Source organism: Paenibacillus xylanilyticus, assembly GCF_009664365.1.
In the GTDB taxonomy this organism is placed as follows: domain Bacteria; phylum Bacillota; class Bacilli; order Paenibacillales; family Paenibacillaceae; genus Paenibacillus; species Paenibacillus xylanilyticus_A.
In genome coordinates this window covers 1452243-1470675 of record NZ_CP044310.1, presented here as the reverse complement: position 1 = coordinate 1470675, position 18433 = coordinate 1452243, and the positions used below count along the sequence as shown (strand labels likewise).

The 18433-nt window shown below is 48.4% G+C and carries 14 protein-coding genes; 7 read left to right on the top strand and 7 right to left on the bottom strand.

The features are described 5' to 3' along the window. Positions 1-143: 143 nt before the first annotated feature. Positions 144-1355 carry an outer membrane lipoprotein-sorting protein gene (locus tag F4V51_RS06460; RefSeq protein ID WP_153977345.1) on the bottom strand — a complete coding sequence of 404 codons (1212 nt, stop codon included), beginning with the start codon at positions 1353-1355 and terminating at the stop codon, positions 144-146. Positions 1356-1644: 289 nt separating this feature from the next. Between F4V51_RS06460 and F4V51_RS06455 the strand changes: the two genes are divergently transcribed. After that, on the top strand, positions 1645-3159 hold the full coding sequence (locus F4V51_RS06455; RefSeq protein ID WP_153977344.1) for a serine hydrolase: 1515 nt from the start codon (positions 1645-1647) through the stop codon (positions 3157-3159). A gap of 34 nt (positions 3160-3193) precedes the next feature. Here the strand turns inward: F4V51_RS06455 and F4V51_RS06450 are convergent, their stop codons facing one another. Next, a complete protein-coding gene (locus F4V51_RS06450) occupies positions 3194-5053 on the bottom strand; it encodes an ABC transporter substrate-binding protein (protein WP_153977343.1) in 1860 nt (619 codons plus the stop codon). Between the two features lie 122 nt (positions 5054-5175). Here F4V51_RS06450 and F4V51_RS06445 point away from each other — a divergent pair, with 122 nt between their 5' ends. Both F4V51_RS06445 and F4V51_RS06440 read left to right on the top strand, forming a co-directional pair. Further along, the gene (locus F4V51_RS06445; RefSeq protein WP_153977342.1) at positions 5176-6444 is read left to right on the top strand and encodes an MDR family MFS transporter; all 1269 of its coding nucleotides are present in this window, start codon (positions 5176-5178) and stop codon (positions 6442-6444) included. Positions 6445-6570: 126 nt separating this feature from the next. Continuing rightward, complete coding sequence (locus tag F4V51_RS06440; protein ID WP_153977341.1) at positions 6571-8748, top strand: serine hydrolase domain-containing protein; 2178 nt, start codon at positions 6571-6573, stop codon at positions 8746-8748. Positions 8749-8847: 99 nt separating this feature from the next. On the opposite strand, the gene F4V51_RS06435 is transcribed toward F4V51_RS06440, so the two are convergent. Both F4V51_RS06435 and F4V51_RS06430 read right to left on the bottom strand, forming a co-directional pair. Beyond that, positions 8848-9903 (bottom strand): hypothetical protein, encoded by a 1056-nt coding sequence (locus tag F4V51_RS06435; protein ID WP_153977340.1) that lies wholly within the window; start codon positions 9901-9903, stop codon positions 8848-8850. Next, entirely contained in the window at positions 9903-11738 is a 1836-nt protein-coding gene (locus F4V51_RS06430; protein WP_153977339.1) for an HSP90 family protein, read from the bottom strand. The genes F4V51_RS06435 and F4V51_RS06430 overlap by 1 nt, the downstream gene beginning before the upstream one ends. A gap of 454 nt (positions 11739-12192) precedes the next feature. Between F4V51_RS06430 and F4V51_RS06425 the strand changes: the two genes are divergently transcribed. The 3 genes from F4V51_RS06425 to F4V51_RS06415 all read left to right on the top strand — a co-directional run bounded on the left by F4V51_RS06425 (position 12193) and on the right by F4V51_RS06415 (position 14837). Further along, on the top strand, positions 12193-13098 hold the full coding sequence (locus F4V51_RS06425; RefSeq protein ID WP_153977338.1) for an ABC transporter ATP-binding protein: 906 nt from the start codon (positions 12193-12195) through the stop codon (positions 13096-13098). After that, positions 13091-13924 (top strand): ABC transporter permease subunit, encoded by an 834-nt coding sequence (locus F4V51_RS06420; protein ID WP_153977337.1) that lies wholly within the window; start codon positions 13091-13093, stop codon positions 13922-13924. The genes F4V51_RS06425 and F4V51_RS06420 overlap by 8 nt, the downstream gene beginning before the upstream one ends. Positions 13925-14039: 115 nt before the next feature. Further along, positions 14040-14837 carry a MurR/RpiR family transcriptional regulator gene (locus F4V51_RS06415; RefSeq protein ID WP_153977336.1) on the top strand — a complete coding sequence of 266 codons (798 nt, stop codon included), beginning with the start codon at positions 14040-14042 and terminating at the stop codon, positions 14835-14837. Here the strand turns inward: F4V51_RS06415 and F4V51_RS06410 are convergent. The 3 genes from F4V51_RS06410 to F4V51_RS28940 are packed head-to-tail and all read right to left on the bottom strand — an operon-like array spanning position 14834 to position 16862. Further along, positions 14834-15820 (bottom strand): Gfo/Idh/MocA family protein, encoded by a 987-nt coding sequence (locus tag F4V51_RS06410; protein WP_153980588.1) that lies wholly within the window; start codon positions 15818-15820, stop codon positions 14834-14836. The genes F4V51_RS06415 and F4V51_RS06410 overlap by 4 nt on opposite strands. A gap of 30 nt (positions 15821-15850) precedes the next feature. Further along, positions 15851-16450: a Gfo/Idh/MocA family oxidoreductase gene (locus F4V51_RS28945; RefSeq protein WP_201281185.1), complete on the bottom strand. Its 600-nt coding sequence runs from the start codon at positions 16448-16450 to the stop codon at positions 15851-15853. Then, complete coding sequence (locus F4V51_RS28940) at positions 16434-16862, bottom strand: Gfo/Idh/MocA family oxidoreductase (RefSeq protein WP_201281184.1); 429 nt, start codon at positions 16860-16862, stop codon at positions 16434-16436. The genes F4V51_RS28945 and F4V51_RS28940 overlap by 17 nt, the downstream gene beginning before the upstream one ends. 238 nt (positions 16863-17100) lie before the next feature. Here F4V51_RS28940 and F4V51_RS06400 point away from each other — a divergent pair, with 238 nt between their 5' ends. Next, entirely contained in the window at positions 17101-18387 is a 1287-nt protein-coding gene (locus F4V51_RS06400; RefSeq protein ID WP_153977335.1) for a DUF5050 domain-containing protein, read from the top strand. Positions 18388-18433: the final 46 nt, after the last annotated feature.

Here is an 18433-nt window from a genome sequence, read left to right as displayed (position 1 = left end):
AAGCAATACCCATTACGAAACGTCCTGCTTTTCCTCTCCATCATATGCTGCGGCAGCCTAACTGTGTACATCAAAAAGCACCGGAGAACAAGTCCCCGATGCTCCTTAGCATTCCTAATGCCCTAACGACTATACCTATTACATCATTTGCCTGACTGCTCCTGCATGGATGTTGCAATCTGAACCATTTCACTCTCCGGCAGATCCGCACTCGTGATTCTGTATTCTATTCCATCGGTCATCCATGTTAACGTTTGTAACGCGTCTCCACTAATCATTCCCAAAGTGAATCCAAGATCCACTACGCGAGATGGTGCGAGTGAAACAGCTCTATCCTGCGGTCTGGCTTCGAAAATCGTATAATTATACGTTCCCTCGTAGCGAAGCATGACCGAGTAATCGCCGGATTCCTCCACAATTTGATCATCCTTCAGCTTGACGCCTTCCGGAGCGTATGTCGGTTCGATCACACCAAAGCTGCCGGCTCCTTCCGGTTCAGTCATGGTAGGCTCCTCTGTGCCTGGTTCACCACTCGCCGGGTCCTGAGCTCCCTGTTGTTCCGGGTTCTCGCTCACACCGGTTTGTCCATCAGTGACCCCTTCAGCAGAACCTGTAGTCGGTTCTTGACCTGGAGCTGTCTCGGAGCTTGCTGGCTCCTTGGTGCCATTTTCTCCTGCTTGCTCGGCCGGATTCGTTGCGTCTGTTCCGCTGTTTCCTTCCGTGCCTGCTGTCATGTTGCGCTGCATATCAAAGGCATCTTTGCTGAATTCTGCACCGAATTTGAAACTGTCAAATTTAACATCTACGACGACGTTTGCATTGGAATCTGAAACCTCCACCTGTTTGGGTGCATAATCACTTTTGTTCAGCCAGATTTTTTGTCTGACCAGTGCGTGCGTATTATAATTGGCAGCTACATCAAATACGTAGCTCTCCTTCTCATCTGCGAACTGACGTGTTGTATCACCTGTAATGCTGCGAATCAGTGTCTCATAGAGATAAACTTGACCCTGGTTATCCGGCCAGTTGCTCTGGAACCGGAAGCTTTTGTTCTGGCTTGGTGTCAGGACGAATACGCCCTCATCGTTGCGCAGTACAATCTGGGTGACATCCTTTTTGGCGTTGGTAAGCGCAATTCGGTAATACGAAGGCTTCTGATGCCACACCTCGACCTTATACTGCTGCGGCGTATCTCCGGTATGCAGTGTCATAACACCTGCTCCCTGGTAACTCTCCATCTCTCCTACGACTTCATTCAGATCTTTGACCACGGCTGCCGCATCCTTCTTCCCGCAGGCGGCAAGTAAGGTCGATAAGACCAATACCATGGCAAGCATCCATGATATTCGGCGCATGACATCATCCCCTTTAGCACAATGTTTTCACTTCAGGATTGTGCGTACGCAGAACCCCTACTTGATTAGTACATGTCTATGAGGGACTTGTTCGATTTATGCGGACTGGTTTGACAAGCTTTCTATCCCCTTGTTAGGACAAGTGATCATAGGCAAATCAGTCTCGGGTCCGATGTTAACTTTATCCAGAAAAGGCATAGTTGTAATGAACACTTCTTGGATGACAGCTACATACGAGTTTTGATGTCTTGATTGGAACTCACTTCATATTTTCATTGGAGGGATCATAATGACTACCACAAAACATCGATCATTACTGGACGGACTGGATGAATTTGTAGCTGAACAGCTGCAAACCTGGAAGGGTGTTGGCGCAGCGGTCGCTGTAATTCACAAGAATGAGGTCATTTGGCAAAAAGGCTATGGGTATCGCGACCTGGAATCCAAACTCGAAGTAACACCAAGCACTCTCTTTGCCATCGGGTCCAGTACAAAAGCTTTTACGGCAACAACTGCTGCCCTGTTAGTCGATCAAGAACTGCTGAACTGGGATAAGCCTGTTAAAACGTATATGGATGATTTTAAAATGTTCGACCCTGTGGCTACGGAACGTCTGACCATTCGTGATATGTTATGTCATCGCTCCGGACTGCCCCGGCATGAAATGGCATGGTACAACTCTGCACGGACCAGAGAGCAGCTCGTAAACGCTCTACAGTATCTTGAACCAAATGAGGATTTCAGAAATAAGTGGCAATATCAAAACCTGATGTACATGACTGCGGGCTTTCTCGTCGGGAAGTTGAAGGAAACAACCTGGGAGTGCGTCGTTCAGGATCACCTGTTTGAGCCGCTAGGGATGACATCCAGTTTGTTCTCTGTGGAGGAAATGCAGCTCCAGCCTGATTTTGCTGTTCCTTATATGGAGAAAGACGGCGAAAATGTGCGTATTCCGTATCGAAACATCGATGCAATTGGTCCGGCAGGCTCCATGAACAGCAATCTGGAAGACATGATAACCTGGTTGCGATTGCAATTGAATCAGGGGCAGCATGATGGACAGCAGCTCGTCTCCAAGGAACAAATGGAAACATTGCACAGCCCGCAGATGCCATGTGATACTCCGTTTCATGGTCCAGAGATGCCTGTCTGCACTTACGGACTGGGTTGGTTCATTGAACCTTATCGCGGACATTCGTTCATTCATCATGGGGGCGCTATTGATGGTTTTAGTTCGCAGGTCGCCTTTTTGCCGGAAGAAGAAATCGGGATTGTCGTACTGTGCAATACGAATGGAAGTATTGTCCCTTACACAGTCACCTTTAACATCATAGACCGATTGCTTGGAATGGAGCCTGTGGATTGGAGCAAAAGGATGGCCAAATTAATGAGTGGCGGGGAGTCAGCGGAATCTGCAGTTACGGATACGCCAGAAACGTTGGACCCCGCGGCAACACCAGTCGCTGATGCTGATGAAAAAATGGATGATGCACAAGATGATACAAAAATTATGCCCCTTGAGCGACCTCTAATTACCTACGCAGGTAATTATGTTCATGCCGGATACGGAGAATTGTCCATTCAAATGAAAGATGACGGCTTACAAGCGATATTCAACGAGATTGAAATGCCCATGGAATACACAGGCAATGATACCTTTTCCGTTCTGCTTGTTTTATTTGGACTCAAAATCACGTTTACTTTCCAGGTCGATCAGGAAAATAACACTCATTCCATTTCCATTCCTTTCTTGATGGAACCGGGGGCGAAACCTATTGAGTTTATGAGGAAAAACGAAGAATAGCGGCTCACTATAGGCTCATCCCGCTGTGTATCACTTACCACAGCGGGATGTAGGCCGGATAACTTGCTTCCTTATGATCAGCGTCCGGTTTGCGTTTCACCCACAGACGGCGCAGATCAGGCATCCCATACCCTACCACATTGTAATCACGAAGTGAGGCATGATGGGTATGCTCCTCCCTGAAACGATAGGCGGGCAGCAGCAGCGCATCCTCGATCAGTTTGGCCTCTAACGCCAGCAGCGCTGCCATTCGTTCGCCGCCTTCCCGAATGCCTACGATGCGCCTACATTCCATGTCTAAATCCTTTTTCCGATCATCATCCATGGCAACCAGGAACAATGTATTCTGAAAGGTAAACATGATGAACAGGCTCAGCAGGACATGATCATCAAACACTTCCCCCGTATACACGAGATCACATGACCTGAATTCATCATGGTACACCGCACTTACGGGATCACCTGGAACGATGTCGATATGCAGTCCGATCCGTTCACAGCGTTGTACAAACCAGAGCATGTCCGTCTCCATTTTCTGCCCATCCTCTACCCATAACCGCAGCGTCTGGCCCGTGTAGCTGCTTCGCTTAAGCAGTTCTTCCGCTAAGGCCAATGAGGAATCTGTGATGAAATCCCGTGTCCTCATTCGTTTCTCTCCTATAGGCAAGCTGCCCATCTCCACTTCCCTCGTATCCCCATAATTATCCCGAACCAGGCTGTATGCAGGCTGATTACGCGTATCCCGGAACGCATCCATCATCTCCTGTTGATTCAGCAGCTGCTGCACAGCCTGGCGGAAATACAGATCCTGCTGTGGGCCTTCTTTGCGCATATTAAACGTCATATATACTCCGCCCTGAACTTCATGCTGTACCGCATGAGGCGCTCCATCCGGAAACAAATCCTGCTTGATCACCGACTCTGCGAGTGCGGACTGCGGGAGCTGCCACACCTCAACTCGATCAATGTAGGCACGTCCTCTGAAATAGGAAGGAAATACATCCAAAACGAGCAGTCTGGGGTGATTCTTCGTTAAACGATAAGGACCTGTTCCAACAGGATGCATTCGGTCGAACGCCACATCCCACGGCAAAATCGAAGCACACATGCTGCTCATCAGATCCGGGAACATGAAGTTTGAGCTAGATAACATAAAGCGTACCGTCAGCTCATCAAATGTCTCGATCTTCGCAATGGTGCCAAACAGCGGCCGGCTGGGATTGCTGGTATCCTTAAGGATTCGTTCAAATGTGAATTTCACATCCTCTGCATCCAGTATTCGGCCATGATGAAATAGAACACCTTTGTGCAGATAAAATGTCCATTCTGTTCCTTCAAGATTGCTCTCCCATGCCACGGCAAGACTTGGCTCACAGATGCGACGCTCAGCATTATAGCGTACCAGCCGATCGAATACCTCTGCGACAATGCCCACTTCTCCCCACATGGCAGCCCGGGTAGGATCCAAGGTCTCAAACGGAAAGTTCTGTGGGATCCGCAGGATATCCATCCTTCCCATGGTACCCTGGTCTGAACGAAGACCAAACTGTTCCTGCAAACCCTGCATTAACATTTCCCGCAACGAAAAAGGCAGACTCGCGGCCAGCTGATAGGCTTCTTCCAGTCTGTTGCCCTGCAGCAGGCGATCAAAACGTTCACGGGCTATATCAAGCAGCGGTGCCTGAAAGACCAGCAAGGACTTTTTCCCTCTACCACGCCTCGGGCTCCACTCAATCCAGTCGTTATCCATAAATTTGTTCATAATCAAATTCATGTTACGCATCGTGCAGCACAACTGCTGTGCCAGCTCTCCAATCGTCGTTGGCCATTCTTCATCATCCTGAACGTTCGGAAACGCCATACGCAATTGAATATAATGGTCAGCTACTTCCACGACATTCCCTGCCTTCCCACTCTGCTAAAATACGAAATTCATTCATCCGCTTCTACAGTTTTTCTTCAGGTTTTCCTCCATTATACTCAGTAACATCTACATGACAATCCAGGAAGGAAGAAATGCAACTGATGAAATATGCTGATTTGCACCGCAACATTAAAATTCGTATCATCACTGACTTTTTTACAGACTTGACCCAGAAATCAATCATTCCGTTCATGGCCATTTATCTGAGTGTCCAGATGGGAGCTGGCTGGGCTGGTGTACTGCTGACAGTCAACATTGTATCCTCCATGATCGCTGGGCTGGGCGCAGGATACTGGTCGGATCGGATTGGACGCAAAAAAATGATGGTCATCGCTCAATGTGTGCAAGTAGTCGCCTTGTTCTGGCTGGCTGCAGCGAATTCGCCCTGGCTGAACTCGGTAGAACTGACCTGCATCATGTTTTTTCTTAGCAGTCTTAGCTCCGGTATCACTGTTCCCATCGCAGGTGCGATGATCGTGGACGTAAGCAGTGAACATGAACGACATTATGTATATGGATTACAGTATTGGACGACCAATGTAGCCATTACATTTGGCGCACTGATGGGCGGATTGTTATTCGATTCCTTCCGATTCATTCTGTTCAGTCTGGTGTGCATGGAGAGCTTGGTAACCTTGTTCATTTTGTTGTTTTTCATTCAGGAAACCATGGAAAGAACAGCAAAAACGGGCTCGGTGCAGACCATCGCGCCTGTCAGAAGAAATATGCTAAAGACCTATGGAAGGGTACTCAGGGACAGAAAATTCATGGTCTTCTTCACCGCCTCGGTTCTGGCTGTCTCTCTTGAATTTCAACTGGATAAATACATTGCTGTCCGTCTGAAAAGTGAGTTCAGTGCCCAGCTGTTCCACTGGAACATTTCGGGTCTGCAGATGTTCAGCCTAATCATGGCGATCAATACAGTACTGGTTGCCTTGATTGCTATCCCATTCTCCAAATGGATGGCACGTTTACAATCCAGTTCCATCATGACGGTTGGCATGTGTCTCTACACCGCCGGATTCGCTGTACTTGCATTTAGCAACTGGGCCTTACTCCTAATCGGCTCTGCCGTCCTGCTGACGATTGGCGAATTGATGTATTCTCCAGTTCGTCAGGTGCTTCTTGCCGGGATGATCCCCGATTCGGATCGAGCAGCATATATGGCTGCAGATGGCATGAGTTATAATGTCGCTGCCCTGCTGGGCAGTGTGGGGCTAATGATCGGAGCAGTGCTGCCTTCATATGCCATGGCCAGCCTGTATGTCATCATCGGGGCCTTTGCTCTTGTATTTTTCCGCCAATCACTCAGGCCGTCAGCCGAACCGAGCGAGTCCCTGCGATGTGCAGACGCCTCATAAGCTCCTCACCGTTAGGAAACCCTTCTAGTTTCGTGACTGAACTAATCATGAAACCTATTGAGCCGATTGGAAGTAATACATAGTGAACATGCTTTATTGCCAAAATTTGAGCAAGGGAGTGTTTACATGCATTTATTCAATCGAAGGAGCCGCTTCAAATTCACCTCACTAACGGGTGCATTTATGGCTTTCGTCCTGTCGCTAAGTCTCTGGGCACCAGCGGTTCATGCGGAAACCACATCACCTCAGGTCAATGAAAAAGGACAAACCAAAGCTCTCACCTCTGAATCAGCGGAGGCATTTCTGGACACGTTTTTTGATTCAGCCGAAGCCAAGGCACAATATGTAGGTGCTTCCGTTGTTGTCGTCAAGGATGGCAAAGTCCTGGCAGAGAAAGGCTACGGCTATGCTGATCAGGAGAGCAAAACGCCTGTCGATCCGAAGAGTACGGCTTTTCGCGTAGCCTCCGTCTCCAAAACATTTACGGCAGCAGCCGTCATGCAATTGGTGGAGCAGGGGAAGGTAGATCTGCAAGCCGATTTTCAAACGTATGTGAAGGGCCTTGAGTTTGATAACCCTTTTGACAAACCTGTCACTGTGGAAAACCTGCTTACGCACACTACCGGATTCGAGATTCGTGATCCGCAGCAGGAAGATATTCACGCCGACTTCGACAAAACAGTCTCCATGGAGGATTATGCACAGCAGCACATGCCCCCTGTCGTCAGAGAACCTGGCAGTGCCTATATGTACGACAATTTCTCATTCCTGCTGCTCGGCATGATTGTGGAGAATGTCAGCGATGAACCATTTGAGACGTACATGCAGCAGCACATTTTCAAACCACTCGGTATGGATAACAGCAGCTTCGTGCTGAATGACAAGTTCAAGGATCAGCTCGCGACAGGCTATGACGCGGTACATAATCAGCTCGATCTGTACACCCTCTCCCCAACACCGATGCCTCAAGGAGGCATGTTGTCAACGGCCGAGGATATCGGGAACTTCATGATCGCTTTCCTGAATGATGGTGTGAAAGATAACGAGCGTATACTGAAGGAATCCACCGTCAAAAGCATGGAGCAGTATCGCTCTTCCATTCATCCGGTACTCCCGGACACAACGTATGGATTTGAAGCAGCATTTCAGCTGCCTGGTGCGGGCAGCAGCCCTGAGATTATTACCAAGGCAGGCGACCTGATCGGTTTCAGCTCTTATCTCTTCCTTATTCCGGAGCAAAATACAGGCGTCTTCCTTACGTACAATCAGTCGGGAGCTCTTCGTAATCTGTTCTACCCGGCTTTCATTCAGACCTTCTTCCCGCAATATGCGGAGCCGGTCGTAATCAAGGATTTTACGCCTCAATCTACCAATGACCTACAGCGCTTCGCCGGACTCTATGCTGACCTAAGACTAAGCACGATCGTCAGTTCTCTCAAAAACGGTGGCACAGAACTCGGTAAATTGAGCATTTCAGATGCCTTCCTGGGCCCACGTACCCTGATTCAGGTGGATGAGAATCTGTTCAAGGATGAGTTAACAGGTCAATTCACAGCCTTTAAGGAACAAGCAGATGGAACAATCTACATGAAAGAACCCTATCTCAATCCGCTGGGATATGAGAAAAAGGGAGAGCAGCCTCAGGGATTCCGGGACGTTCGTCCGGATAGCCCTTATGCCGAGGCCATCTATGGATTACAGTCGCTCGGTCATTATGACAATGATGCAACTGAAGCATTCCAGCCCAAGTCGGCCGTTACACGCGCCGAATTCATAGAGAATGTACTGAAAATGAGCGGTCTCAAACCAAGCCAAACAACGCCGCCTTCGGATAGCGACTGGGCCAGTCACCCTGCAGCAGGCTACATTCAGCTCGGTTATGAAGCCGGCATGATTACGGGGGCGGATTCCAAACAATTCAAGCCGGATCAAGTCATTACCCGCCAGGAAGCCATGGTCATGATCTGGAGATCGCTGCAGGTGCAGTATCCGAGTGAGCTGTTCCAGGATGTGAAGCTTGCCGGACATGCGGATGAGTGGGCTGTACCTGCTATCCAGATGATGGTTAAGCTCGGCATTCATGGTCCGGAAGTGAAGGTATTGGAGGATGGTTCTGTGGATGTTCTTGCCCGCAAACCGCTTATTCGTCAAGAAGAGGCTGCCATTATGTATCAATTGTTTACTCAACCAACGGATAAGATTGTGGCTGAACTTATGGCTCAGCAGCCTCAACCAGAAGCCTCCTATGTGGATGATGCTGATGAGGATCAGCCTTCACCCACCAGTACGGAAGAAACACCTTAAATGACCGAAGTGTAGTAACACCATTCCAGACACGTCAAACAGGCTTGTTCGGAAGGAGGATAACCTTCTTCGAACAAGCCTGTTTTTTACCATGTTACGTTACACGTTGGCGAGCAACGAAGAGACATGATGGTTACCATTCCGTTGATCGTATTTCTCTGCTGCCGCCTTAGCATAACCCTCAAAATAATCAGCCATAGCATGCAAGTCTCCAGGGTCTCCTTCATACGGGAAAGAAGCAGGAAGGCGCAATCGGTACCCTGGCGATTCCTCTGCCCAGCGGCGCAGCAGCTGAGCTGCTCTGGCGTAGAACATCATTTTGGCAAAAGGATCTTCATGATCGGCAGCCAGTACCAGACTTTCTTCCAACACATCAATTCCCTTTGACGGGTTGGTTCGTGCCAGATAATCCATCTGTTCTGCAAAGCTCTGTACAAAATCATTTTGGCCCTTGATCATCCGGTAGCCCTTCTGCTGATGCTTGTTCGCTTCCTCAATCCGTCCAAGACGATATAGCGGCATCAGGACTTCGGATAACGTCAGGTGCGGAATTTCAGCGCAGCTCATCCGACCCTTCAAGATCGGTTTGGCCGCCTCCAGAACCTGCTCATCGTCTCCCTTGAGAATCCAGTAACGCATGATTTCATCCTGTTCGCAAGCTTCACAATCACTCATAAAGTCACGGTCCATTGTTCTGAACTTGGCATAACTGCTTCCTGCTTCCTCCAGGTCACCAAGATCCATGAATATGCGGAAACGGTAATACCAGTATGAACGATCACTATAGCCAAAGGATTTGAAACGTCGCCCAAAGTCCTCCAGCAGCTCCATCATCTTATCGCGAGAGACCTCGGGGAAACTGGAGAGTTCGCCCAGGATCCATTTGTACGACCACATTAATGTCTCTTCATCATAGCGTTCAGGCTGCTGGTCAAACTTGCCGAGCTGCCAGGAAAAAGCGATAAGTGCTTTCATGGGATATCCGCAGAACGTGGCTGTTTCCACAATCTCAGATCGTGCTTCGTATGCCTCTTCCTCCATGCCATTTACGTCGGCCACTCTGGCTGCTTCTTCAAGCATACCCAGTTTCGCTGTACCGTTAGGCAAGCCATAGGCCTCGTCCATCAATTCCTCAAAATCCATCTCTGTATTCATCAGGCATCCCCCTTACGATCCGTATTTGCGCGTAAACCCCAGTCAATAAAACGAACGATCCCTTGATTCAGCACCTCAAGCTCCTGCCGGTTCATGGCATAGTGGCCCATCATTAGCGCATTCACATAGAGCATCTCAATGGCAATCGGCGTCATTTGGCTATCTGGTGTCGTTAACACGCGCTGAATGATTGGATTATTTACATTCAGATACAAGGTGGAGTAGCCAGCAGAGCTGATGCCCGAGGATAATGAGCCCAGTACGGAAGAGAACAGTTCTGTACTCTCCTCACTCGCCTTTTCCAATGCACGAAGGGTAGAAGATTCCTGCGATAGCGTGAACAGTACAGGCAGGTCTTCCGGTTTAAACCCTTTCACCTCGGCACGGCAGCGAAACCGCTGAAGAGCCGAATCCGCCAGACGCAGTGCATCATAGTAATCATTGCGCTGGGCTGGAGACACATCCGTGAAGCTAAGCGAAACCTGATCCGGTTGCAGTCGCTCTGTATGCACATTTTGTACCGCAAGTGGCAGTGTCGCCATTAAATCGTTGTCATAGATGTATCCGCCATTAATAACGAGCAGGGATTGCGCAGACGCGACGTGGTGAATCTGACGATACTCATCCACCGTAGTCGTGAAGTATAACGTCTCTCCTTCCGCCATTAACTCTCCCAGTTCCCGGTGGCCCCGTGTGCTCTCAAATGGCAGCCAGCGATATATCATTGCATAAAAATCCTGATCCTGCACAGCCAGTGCCTTCATGGAGAGTGCATGCAGACGGATGAGCTTCTTCAGGCGCTCTGTCTGGTTCTCCGCCATATCAGACAGTCCTTGACGAAGGGCGTCGCCAAGTTCGGAGCGTACTTCTTCCAGCTTTTCATTCTCATAAAAATGTTCACGCGAAGCCGTTGGTTGAAGCTCATCGGTCCAGATCAGACATTTCACAAAGAAAGCCCAATCCGGCAAAATATTCTCTGCCTTCTCCGAGATCAGCATCCGCTTCAAATACACCCGGTGAGAACGCTTGGCATTCAGATTAACGGCATGTGGAAGCACAAATGCAATCCCTCCGGTACGCCCGGAAGCTGTCGTCAGTGGGATGAAATCTTCAAACGTCTCTCCAAGCAGGCGTCCACCAAATGCAAGCACCTCCGCTTTGCGCCCTTTGGCAAGTTCCGGCTGCGTAAGCCACACAGGCGAATCGGCATTGACGATGTCCTGTACACCTTCGCTCCGAAGCGTCACGGGATAAGGTAACAAGGCCCCATAATAGAACAAAGCTTCCTTTACATATTCCGGTTCGAAATAATGGGCGGCATCCGGCGTACAGCGCAAATATACTTTGGTCCCCGGGGATAACTGGGTCTCAAGCTGGCGAATGGTATAGGTTCCATCCGGCTTGCCGCGCCATTCCATCGAAGGTCCTCCCTTCGCCGATTGGGTCAGCATGACGATCTCATTGCTCACCATGAAGCAAGACAACAGTCCGATCCCGAATCGTCCGATAAAAGAAGTCTCTCCATCCAGCAGGGCTTGCTGCCCACGCTTCGAGGATTGTCCGATCATCGCCAGAAATTCATGAATATCAGCTTCGGTTAAGCCGATGCCGTTATCCTCCACCATCATCGTTAACTGCTCACCTATGCCTGTCAGCTCTACACGAACTTCGCCTTGAAATCCGGGCTCCGCCTCACTTCGTGCTGTAATGGCATCGGTCGCGTTCTGCATCAGCTCACGCAAGAAAACTTTGGGACTGCTATAGAGATGATTCGATAAGATCTGAATCATGCCACTCAGATTGACCTGAAAACGATACTCATTGGATGCTGCCATTTTTGTTCACCTTCCTGGTCCAACACACACAGAACCTCGACTTCATATGTGTACATACAATGTGTTAGACGAATTATAAAATATCAAATATGTAACTCTAAGACATCGGCATTTCACACCTGAAAATGCCAAACGACCACGCCAAGCCGGCCCTGGTGGTTACCAAGACCGGCGTTAGATGAATATTCAGGCATACATCATATGTATAAGGCCTTCCCTTTTATTACCTCATTATGGATGGCAATGAAACGGGATATTGCATCCTTTTTACCACAATACAATGAACAAGAGAATGAGAAAACAAACCTGAGACCCGATTTGCCCGGACTTTAGGGCGGAAATGCCCTTTTTCTCCGTGGGACTTTGGACCGAATAATATTTTTTACAATCCATTTGAACGATATTGTCCTGTTAAACGTATCATCTTCAAATGGAGAACGGATGGTGAAGGCATATGATTGAAGTTCGCAGCATATCCAAACAATTTATGGAGCACCAGGCCCTGCGTGATGTCAGCTTCACGATTGAACCAGGCAGTGTGACCGGATTAATCGGCCCCAACGGTTCAGGCAAAACGACACTGATCCGTATTATGAATGGTGTCCTTGGGGCAACAAGCGGATCTGTAACGATTAACGGATTGGATCCCTCCACCCATGCAGAGAAGGTGCTGGCCATGTGCGGCACACTCACGGAACAGAGTGGACTGTATGAAAATATGAGCGGACGCGACAATCTCGTTTTCTTCGCAGATGCCTTTGGTGTACAGCAGCAATCCAAACGAATTGACGAGCTGGTAGAGCTGTTCGAATTACAGGAGTATCAGCACCGCAAAGTGGGCACCTACAGCACAGGCATGAAGAAACGGCTCGGCCTTGCCCGAGTTCTGCTTCATCGCCCTTCCATTCTATTTCTGGATGAGCCGACCAATGGCCTGGACCCTGATGGGATTCAGATGGTACTCCGGATCATTCGCCGGATGAACCGTGAGGAGAATATGACCATTCTGGTCTCTTCGCATGTCCTGTCCCAACTCTCAGCCGTATGTGATCGATATATTTTCATGGAAAAGGGACGCAAGGTTGAAGAAGGCTCGGAGCAGGAGATTATACATCGTTATCTCACTGCGCCACGGCTTGAGGTAGAGGCCGTCCTGGATGATGGATGGAGTGCGGCTGCTGAGTTTAATCCGGAGATCCTCTCGGCGGACAAGGCTATTTTCCACCTCCAGTCCCGTGAGGAAATCCCCATGCTGCTCAGACATTTAACCACGAACGGCCAAGTCTATCAGGCTCGCCTAATCGGCAGTGATCTGGAAAGCATCTATTTTGCCATCAGGGAGGCACACCATCATGAATAATCGTCAAGCCATAAAAGCACTGGTACGCAAAGATATTCGGGCCATTACAGCCAGCATTCAGCTATGGCTCCCCATGCTGATCGTTCCGCTCATTATCGGGGTTACCATGCCCGCCATACTCATATGGCTCGCTTCCCGCGTTGAACTTCGTTCCATCGGAAATATCGGATTCCTGCTCGACAGTCTCGATATCTTAAGCAGCTCAGGACAGATCCCGGAACTGGCCTCCATGGCTACAGACAACCATCGCATTGTCTATTATCTGGCCTTATATATGTTCGCACCGCTGTTTCTGATCATTCCGGTGATGGCCTCCAGCATTCTGACAGCGAACAGCTTCGCAGGGGAGAAGGAACGCAAGACGCTCGAAGGTCTTCTCTTCACACCCATCAGCATGGATACCCTGTTCAAAGGCAAAGTACTGGCTGCTCTTATCCCTTCCATACTGCTGTCCTGGATTACCTTTTTCATCTATGGGATCATTGCCAATATTCTGATGTACCCCATGTTCGGAGCCATGATGTTCCCAAACTGGAATTGGATCATTCTTGTGCTGTGGGTGGTTCCGTCATGCAGTCTTATGGTCATTCTGCTCAATGTGTTGATCTCGGCCAAAGTTCGTGGATTTCAGGAAGCTTATCAGCTGGGAGGACTTATCGTTCTTCCTCTGCTGGCACTAATTGCTGGTCAGGCAAGCGGAATGCTGCTTATCAGCCCGGTATTGCTGCTGCTGATTGGAGCTGCGCTTCTGCTCATCAGCCTGGTCCTGCTTCGTCTGGTTTCACTCTGGAATAGTCGCCAGCAGCTGGCTGAGAGTCAGATCTGATCATGGTGACAGCAGTAGTGTTTCTATTCAACTGGCGCCCGATTGAGAAAACAAAAACGACAGGTTATGATAGGGAGACATGCACTTGGGGATGACCGGAGAAAGGATGGAATGAATGATGGAATACAGTCTGCTTCAGAAAATGAAATATGCACAGCAATTAACGGCACAGGAGAAGCATATTGTGGACCACATTCTGAACAATCCCGAAGTTGTTTTTGAATCTACGGCTCAAGAACTGGCTCAAGCCACCTATACAAGCTCATCAACCATTGTCCGTTTATGCAAAAAGCTGGGTACCCAAGGGTACCCAGACTTTCAATTAAAGCTTGCCCTCGATTATCAGCGGGCTCCTGCCACGCTTCCACCTGCGGATCATCCCTTTACCGAAATGGAGGATGTACGTTCCGCGATGGATTCCGTACCTTACCTTTATCATCAGGCATTGGAGGAAACACGTCGTCTGCTGAACGTTTCTGTGCTGCAGCGAGTCGCCAAGTGGGTGAAGGAATCCGGCCGGATTGATATCTACGGCAGTGATATGAACTACTACCTTGCACAGCAGGCCTGCACCAAGTGGAATGAACTGGGCATCTCCGCTATCGCGCACAACGGTCCGAATATGCATTATCTGAACACAATGAACCCCAATGTATCCACACTTTCCTTTGTCATTTCACATACCGGTGAGAATCAGTCGATGGTTGATGTCGCCAAAATTCTGAACGAGATGAACAAGAACGTCATTGCGATCACAGGTAATAACCATTCCAGTTTGTCCAGACAATCTACCGAAACCCTTCTCAGCTATGGCTACAATGAGCAAATGAGGCTTTCCAAAATGTCCTCTATGGTTTCTGTACTTTATCTCTTCGATATCCTGTACATGAGCAGCATTCGTGACAGCTATTAAACCCGATCGGCAGCAAATACAATCCCCGCATCCTTGCGCGCTTCTGTCAATATGTTCATCACAGATTGACTGTGGCTGAGGAGCTCATAACATTTCGTGTAATCCTTATTATTATAGATATTTCTAAAGGCTTCCCATTCGTAATAAAGCCAGTTTGACTGTGCCTGCACATTAATGATCTCCAAGGGCTCCTGCCCAATCTGGACCTTGATTTCCTGACACCCGTTGGCTCCTCCCACAACTTGAATATATCCCTTCTCCCCCTGGATCAGGACAAAATTAAAGCTGCTGGTATCTTTGCATCCCACACACTCCGCAATAAACTCGGGATACTTCAGAACCACCACCCCTGATGTATCAATTCCATTGACTTGTCGGTTGGCTGTATAGGATACGGTTTGCGGGCTGCCAAACATCTTCATGACAAAATGAAGATTGTAGATGTTGATATCCATCAGTGCACCACCGGAGAATTCGGGGTTAAATACATTGGGTGTCTCCCCGGCAAGCAGCAGATTGTATTTACTCGAATACTGGCTGTAATTGCACTGAATGAACCGGATGTTCCCCAGTTTGGACAGCTGCTCCTTCACTTTGTTGTAATTAGGAAGATGGATGTTTGAGATCGCCTCAAACAGGAACAGATTTTTTTCCCGGGCCAGCTCAATCAGCGTTTGGGCTTCCAAGGCCGTTGTTGTAAATGGTTTTTCACAGACGACATGCTTGCCATGTTGAAGCGCCTGATAGGCCTGCTCATAATGCATGCTGTTGGGTGATGCGATATAAATAAAGTCCACATTCGGATCAGCATAGAGCTCGTTCAGATCCGTGTAGATGGTCTGCACTCCATACTTGTCTGCAAGTGGCTCTCCTGTTTCCCTTTTTCGAGAATAAATGGCTGTACATTTCACTCCATCCACTTCATTGATTGCCGATAAAATGGCATCCACAATAAATCCTGTCCCAATCGTTGCTATATTCATCATTGTTCCACTCCTCTTCTTTATATCCATTCATCTGGCCTTTTTCGCGGCTTCGACTCCAGCATACAAAATGTCCAGTACATATAAAACCTCATGATCCTTGACGGGCTTCTCACCGTGATGACGGATAGCCTCAAGCAATTTCTCATATAACATGCCATAGTCCGTCACCTCAGACGGTACGTTCTCCGTATGGGCCCCCCCTTTCTCGTCCACATAACTCAAAGTTCCCCAATTCGTTTCGGGTTCAATGTCATAGGATACCGATGTTGGTCCGGCTTCGTTTTTCGATTGATGACCACTGCTGTGCTTCACAAAACTGCCTCGGTCTCCGTGTATGATAAATTTCGGATATTCGATTTTCACAAGCAGGCTGCACTTAATGGTCGCTTTCATCCGGCCGTACCTGAAATCAATATCGATATAGTCATCCGATTCCCCAGGCGCCACCAGACTTCGGACATCAAAATCAATCCAGTCTGCTTCACCGTATAACGATATTAACTGATCAATGGTATGCACCGCCAAACCATGCAATAACCCAAATCCTTTGCGATTGTATTGCGGATGAAAATAATCATAGTGGGACTGGATCTCTACAATATTGCCCAGCTTACCGCTCTCGATCACTTTTTTTCAAAGTAAGAAAGTCCCCATCATACCTGCGGTTCTGGTTTGCCATCGCGATCAGATGTTTACGTTCTGCCAGTTCAAAAATCTCCTTGGCTTCAGCCGAAGTTGAGGCAAACGGCTTCTCGACCAAAACATGTTTGCCATGTTCCAATACCAGTTTGGCGTATTCAACATGACTGTCCACATGAGTTGCGACGACAATCAGTTCGATATCTGGATCATGCAGTATATCATTAAGAACTGTAGTAAACGTAATTCCCGGGTAATAGCCTTCTCGCTCCGTATCACCCACCCGGTCTTCCTCACGTCGGTAGATTGTCTTCACCTGGATCTGCTCTCTTCCCTCCAGATAAGGCAGATGATAATTCACTACGGCATTTCCAAATCCAATGATAGCGATCTTCAACATATGGAATCACTCCTCTACTTTGGTAAGCGCAATGTTATCATGCAGCAGACTTGTGGTGAATGCTTCGGAGAAGGAATGGCCGCAGCATTCGAAAATGGATTCAAGGCTTGGGATAGCGTGAAATTCAATTTCAAACTGTGGGCATTGGCCAGCTGAGATATAACAATTTTTCCCTAGTTTACCGATATAACTTAAGAAACGAACTACATACATATGGATGAAGGGTGTCGATGGAGACATGAGCAAATGGTTTACAGGCATGCAGCGCAAGATCAGTACTTTCCTATTGTTTACACTGATCACTGCAGCAATGTTGGGTGGAGGTAATGCAGCACAGGCAGCTTCCCTCAATCAATCTACTGTGTATTACGAGTCAGACGGCGTACTGTACAAAGTATCCGGGGATGGCAGCAATACGACAGAAGTTTTACTTGATTTTCAGGGTGTGGACCTTGTAGCAGCAGGTTCTCACCTCTACTACACTTCATCTGAAACTTCCACAACACTGCTTCGGGTCCCCAATGACGGATCGCGCGATACCGCCGAGACGTTTGCAACCGAGGTTCTGCGTTACGATACGGATAACGGATTCATATATTATATGGATGCCAAAGGTTCGATCTATCGTGCGAGTGGTGATGGTGAGCCAACTTCCGTAAAAAAGATCGCGGACAAAGCAGATACGGATTTCCCGCTGCTGGCTGTCATTAAGGGCCGCGTTTATTACAACGCCCTCGTTAACGGCAATACCTGGATCGTCTCCAAAGCTACAAATGGCAGCGGAACGGTACAACGGATTGCTGAAGGCGCAGTGGAAAGCACTTATTTTATGAATCCGGCAAAAAACAAACTGCAGCTGATGGTTAACACCAATCCTTATGAAACCTACTACTCCACCAATGCTGTGGTCATGTACACCGTGAACTACAGTACAGGCAAGGCGAGTGCTGTGAATCCAAAAGCCAAGCTGGACGTGAACGCAGTATACTCCGGTGGCTGGAGCAGCTCGTTTTACGTGTATAACAAAGGAATCAGCTTGGACAGCAACAAGGATTATAACTACGCAACAGGCAAAGCCTTTGCCCTTACGACTTCAGGCAAGACATTCCAGCTTCATAGCAAAAGCATCCGAGAAATAAGTGCACTTGGCACAGACAAGGCAGTTATCATTGATGCAGACAAAAAAGCGTACGCAAAAACCGTGTCTGGCAGCAAGGTCTCCAAAACGACCAATCTAAATTTGTCTAACGTCAATTACGTTGGGGATCAGCTGACCAATGGCACAGCAACACTTGCCTACATTTCTGGCGACAATGGCCTCTACGCCGTAAGTTCGGCGCTCAAAGTAACCAAACTGGTCGGGGATGAATGGGACACCTTCCATTTCAGAGATGACGTTCCAGGCATCTTCTACATTAACGCCAAAGACCTCTATCGTTTGTATCATATCCAGGCGAATGGCTCAGGTAATAAAGTGTTAAGCGAAGTATTCCTGGACGACATTCTGTTGGTAACACCAAACTGAATTTCTTATTAAATAAAGAGGATTACCTTGCAGCCCTGCAGCTCCC

What these genes read in the sequence shown, in the direction of transcription:
- F4V51_RS06435 (WP_153977340.1), bottom strand. Translation starts at nt 9,903, where the DNA reads ATGAATACAGAGATGGATTTTGAGGAATTGATGGACGAGGCCTATGGC.
- F4V51_RS06445 (WP_153977342.1), top strand. Translation starts at nt 5,176, where the DNA reads ATGCAACTGATGAAATATGCTGATTTGCACCGCAACATTAAAATTCGT.
- F4V51_RS06460 (WP_153977345.1), bottom strand. Translation starts at nt 1,355, where the DNA reads ATGCGCCGAATATCATGGATGCTTGCCATGGTATTGGTCTTATCGACC.
- F4V51_RS06415 (WP_153977336.1), top strand. Translation starts at nt 14,040, where the DNA reads ATGATGGAATACAGTCTGCTTCAGAAAATGAAATATGCACAGCAATTA.
- F4V51_RS06420 (WP_153977337.1), top strand. Translation starts at nt 13,091, where the DNA reads ATGAATAATCGTCAAGCCATAAAAGCACTGGTACGCAAAGATATTCGG.
- F4V51_RS06410 (WP_153980588.1), bottom strand. Translation starts at nt 15,820, where the DNA reads ATGAATATAGCAACGATTGGGACAGGATTTATTGTGGATGCCATTTTA.
- F4V51_RS06430 (WP_153977339.1), bottom strand. Translation starts at nt 11,738, where the DNA reads ATGGCAGCATCCAATGAGTATCGTTTTCAGGTCAATCTGAGTGGCATG.
- F4V51_RS06455 (WP_153977344.1), top strand. Translation starts at nt 1,645, where the DNA reads ATGACTACCACAAAACATCGATCATTACTGGACGGACTGGATGAATTT.
- F4V51_RS06400 (WP_153977335.1), top strand. Translation starts at nt 17,101, where the DNA reads ATGAGCAAATGGTTTACAGGCATGCAGCGCAAGATCAGTACTTTCCTA.
- F4V51_RS06425 (WP_153977338.1), top strand. Translation starts at nt 12,193, where the DNA reads ATGATTGAAGTTCGCAGCATATCCAAACAATTTATGGAGCACCAGGCC.
- F4V51_RS06440 (WP_153977341.1), top strand. Translation starts at nt 6,571, where the DNA reads ATGCATTTATTCAATCGAAGGAGCCGCTTCAAATTCACCTCACTAACG.
- F4V51_RS28940 (WP_201281184.1), bottom strand. Translation starts at nt 16,862, where the DNA reads ATGTTGAAGATCGCTATCATTGGATTTGGAAATGCCGTAGTGAATTAT.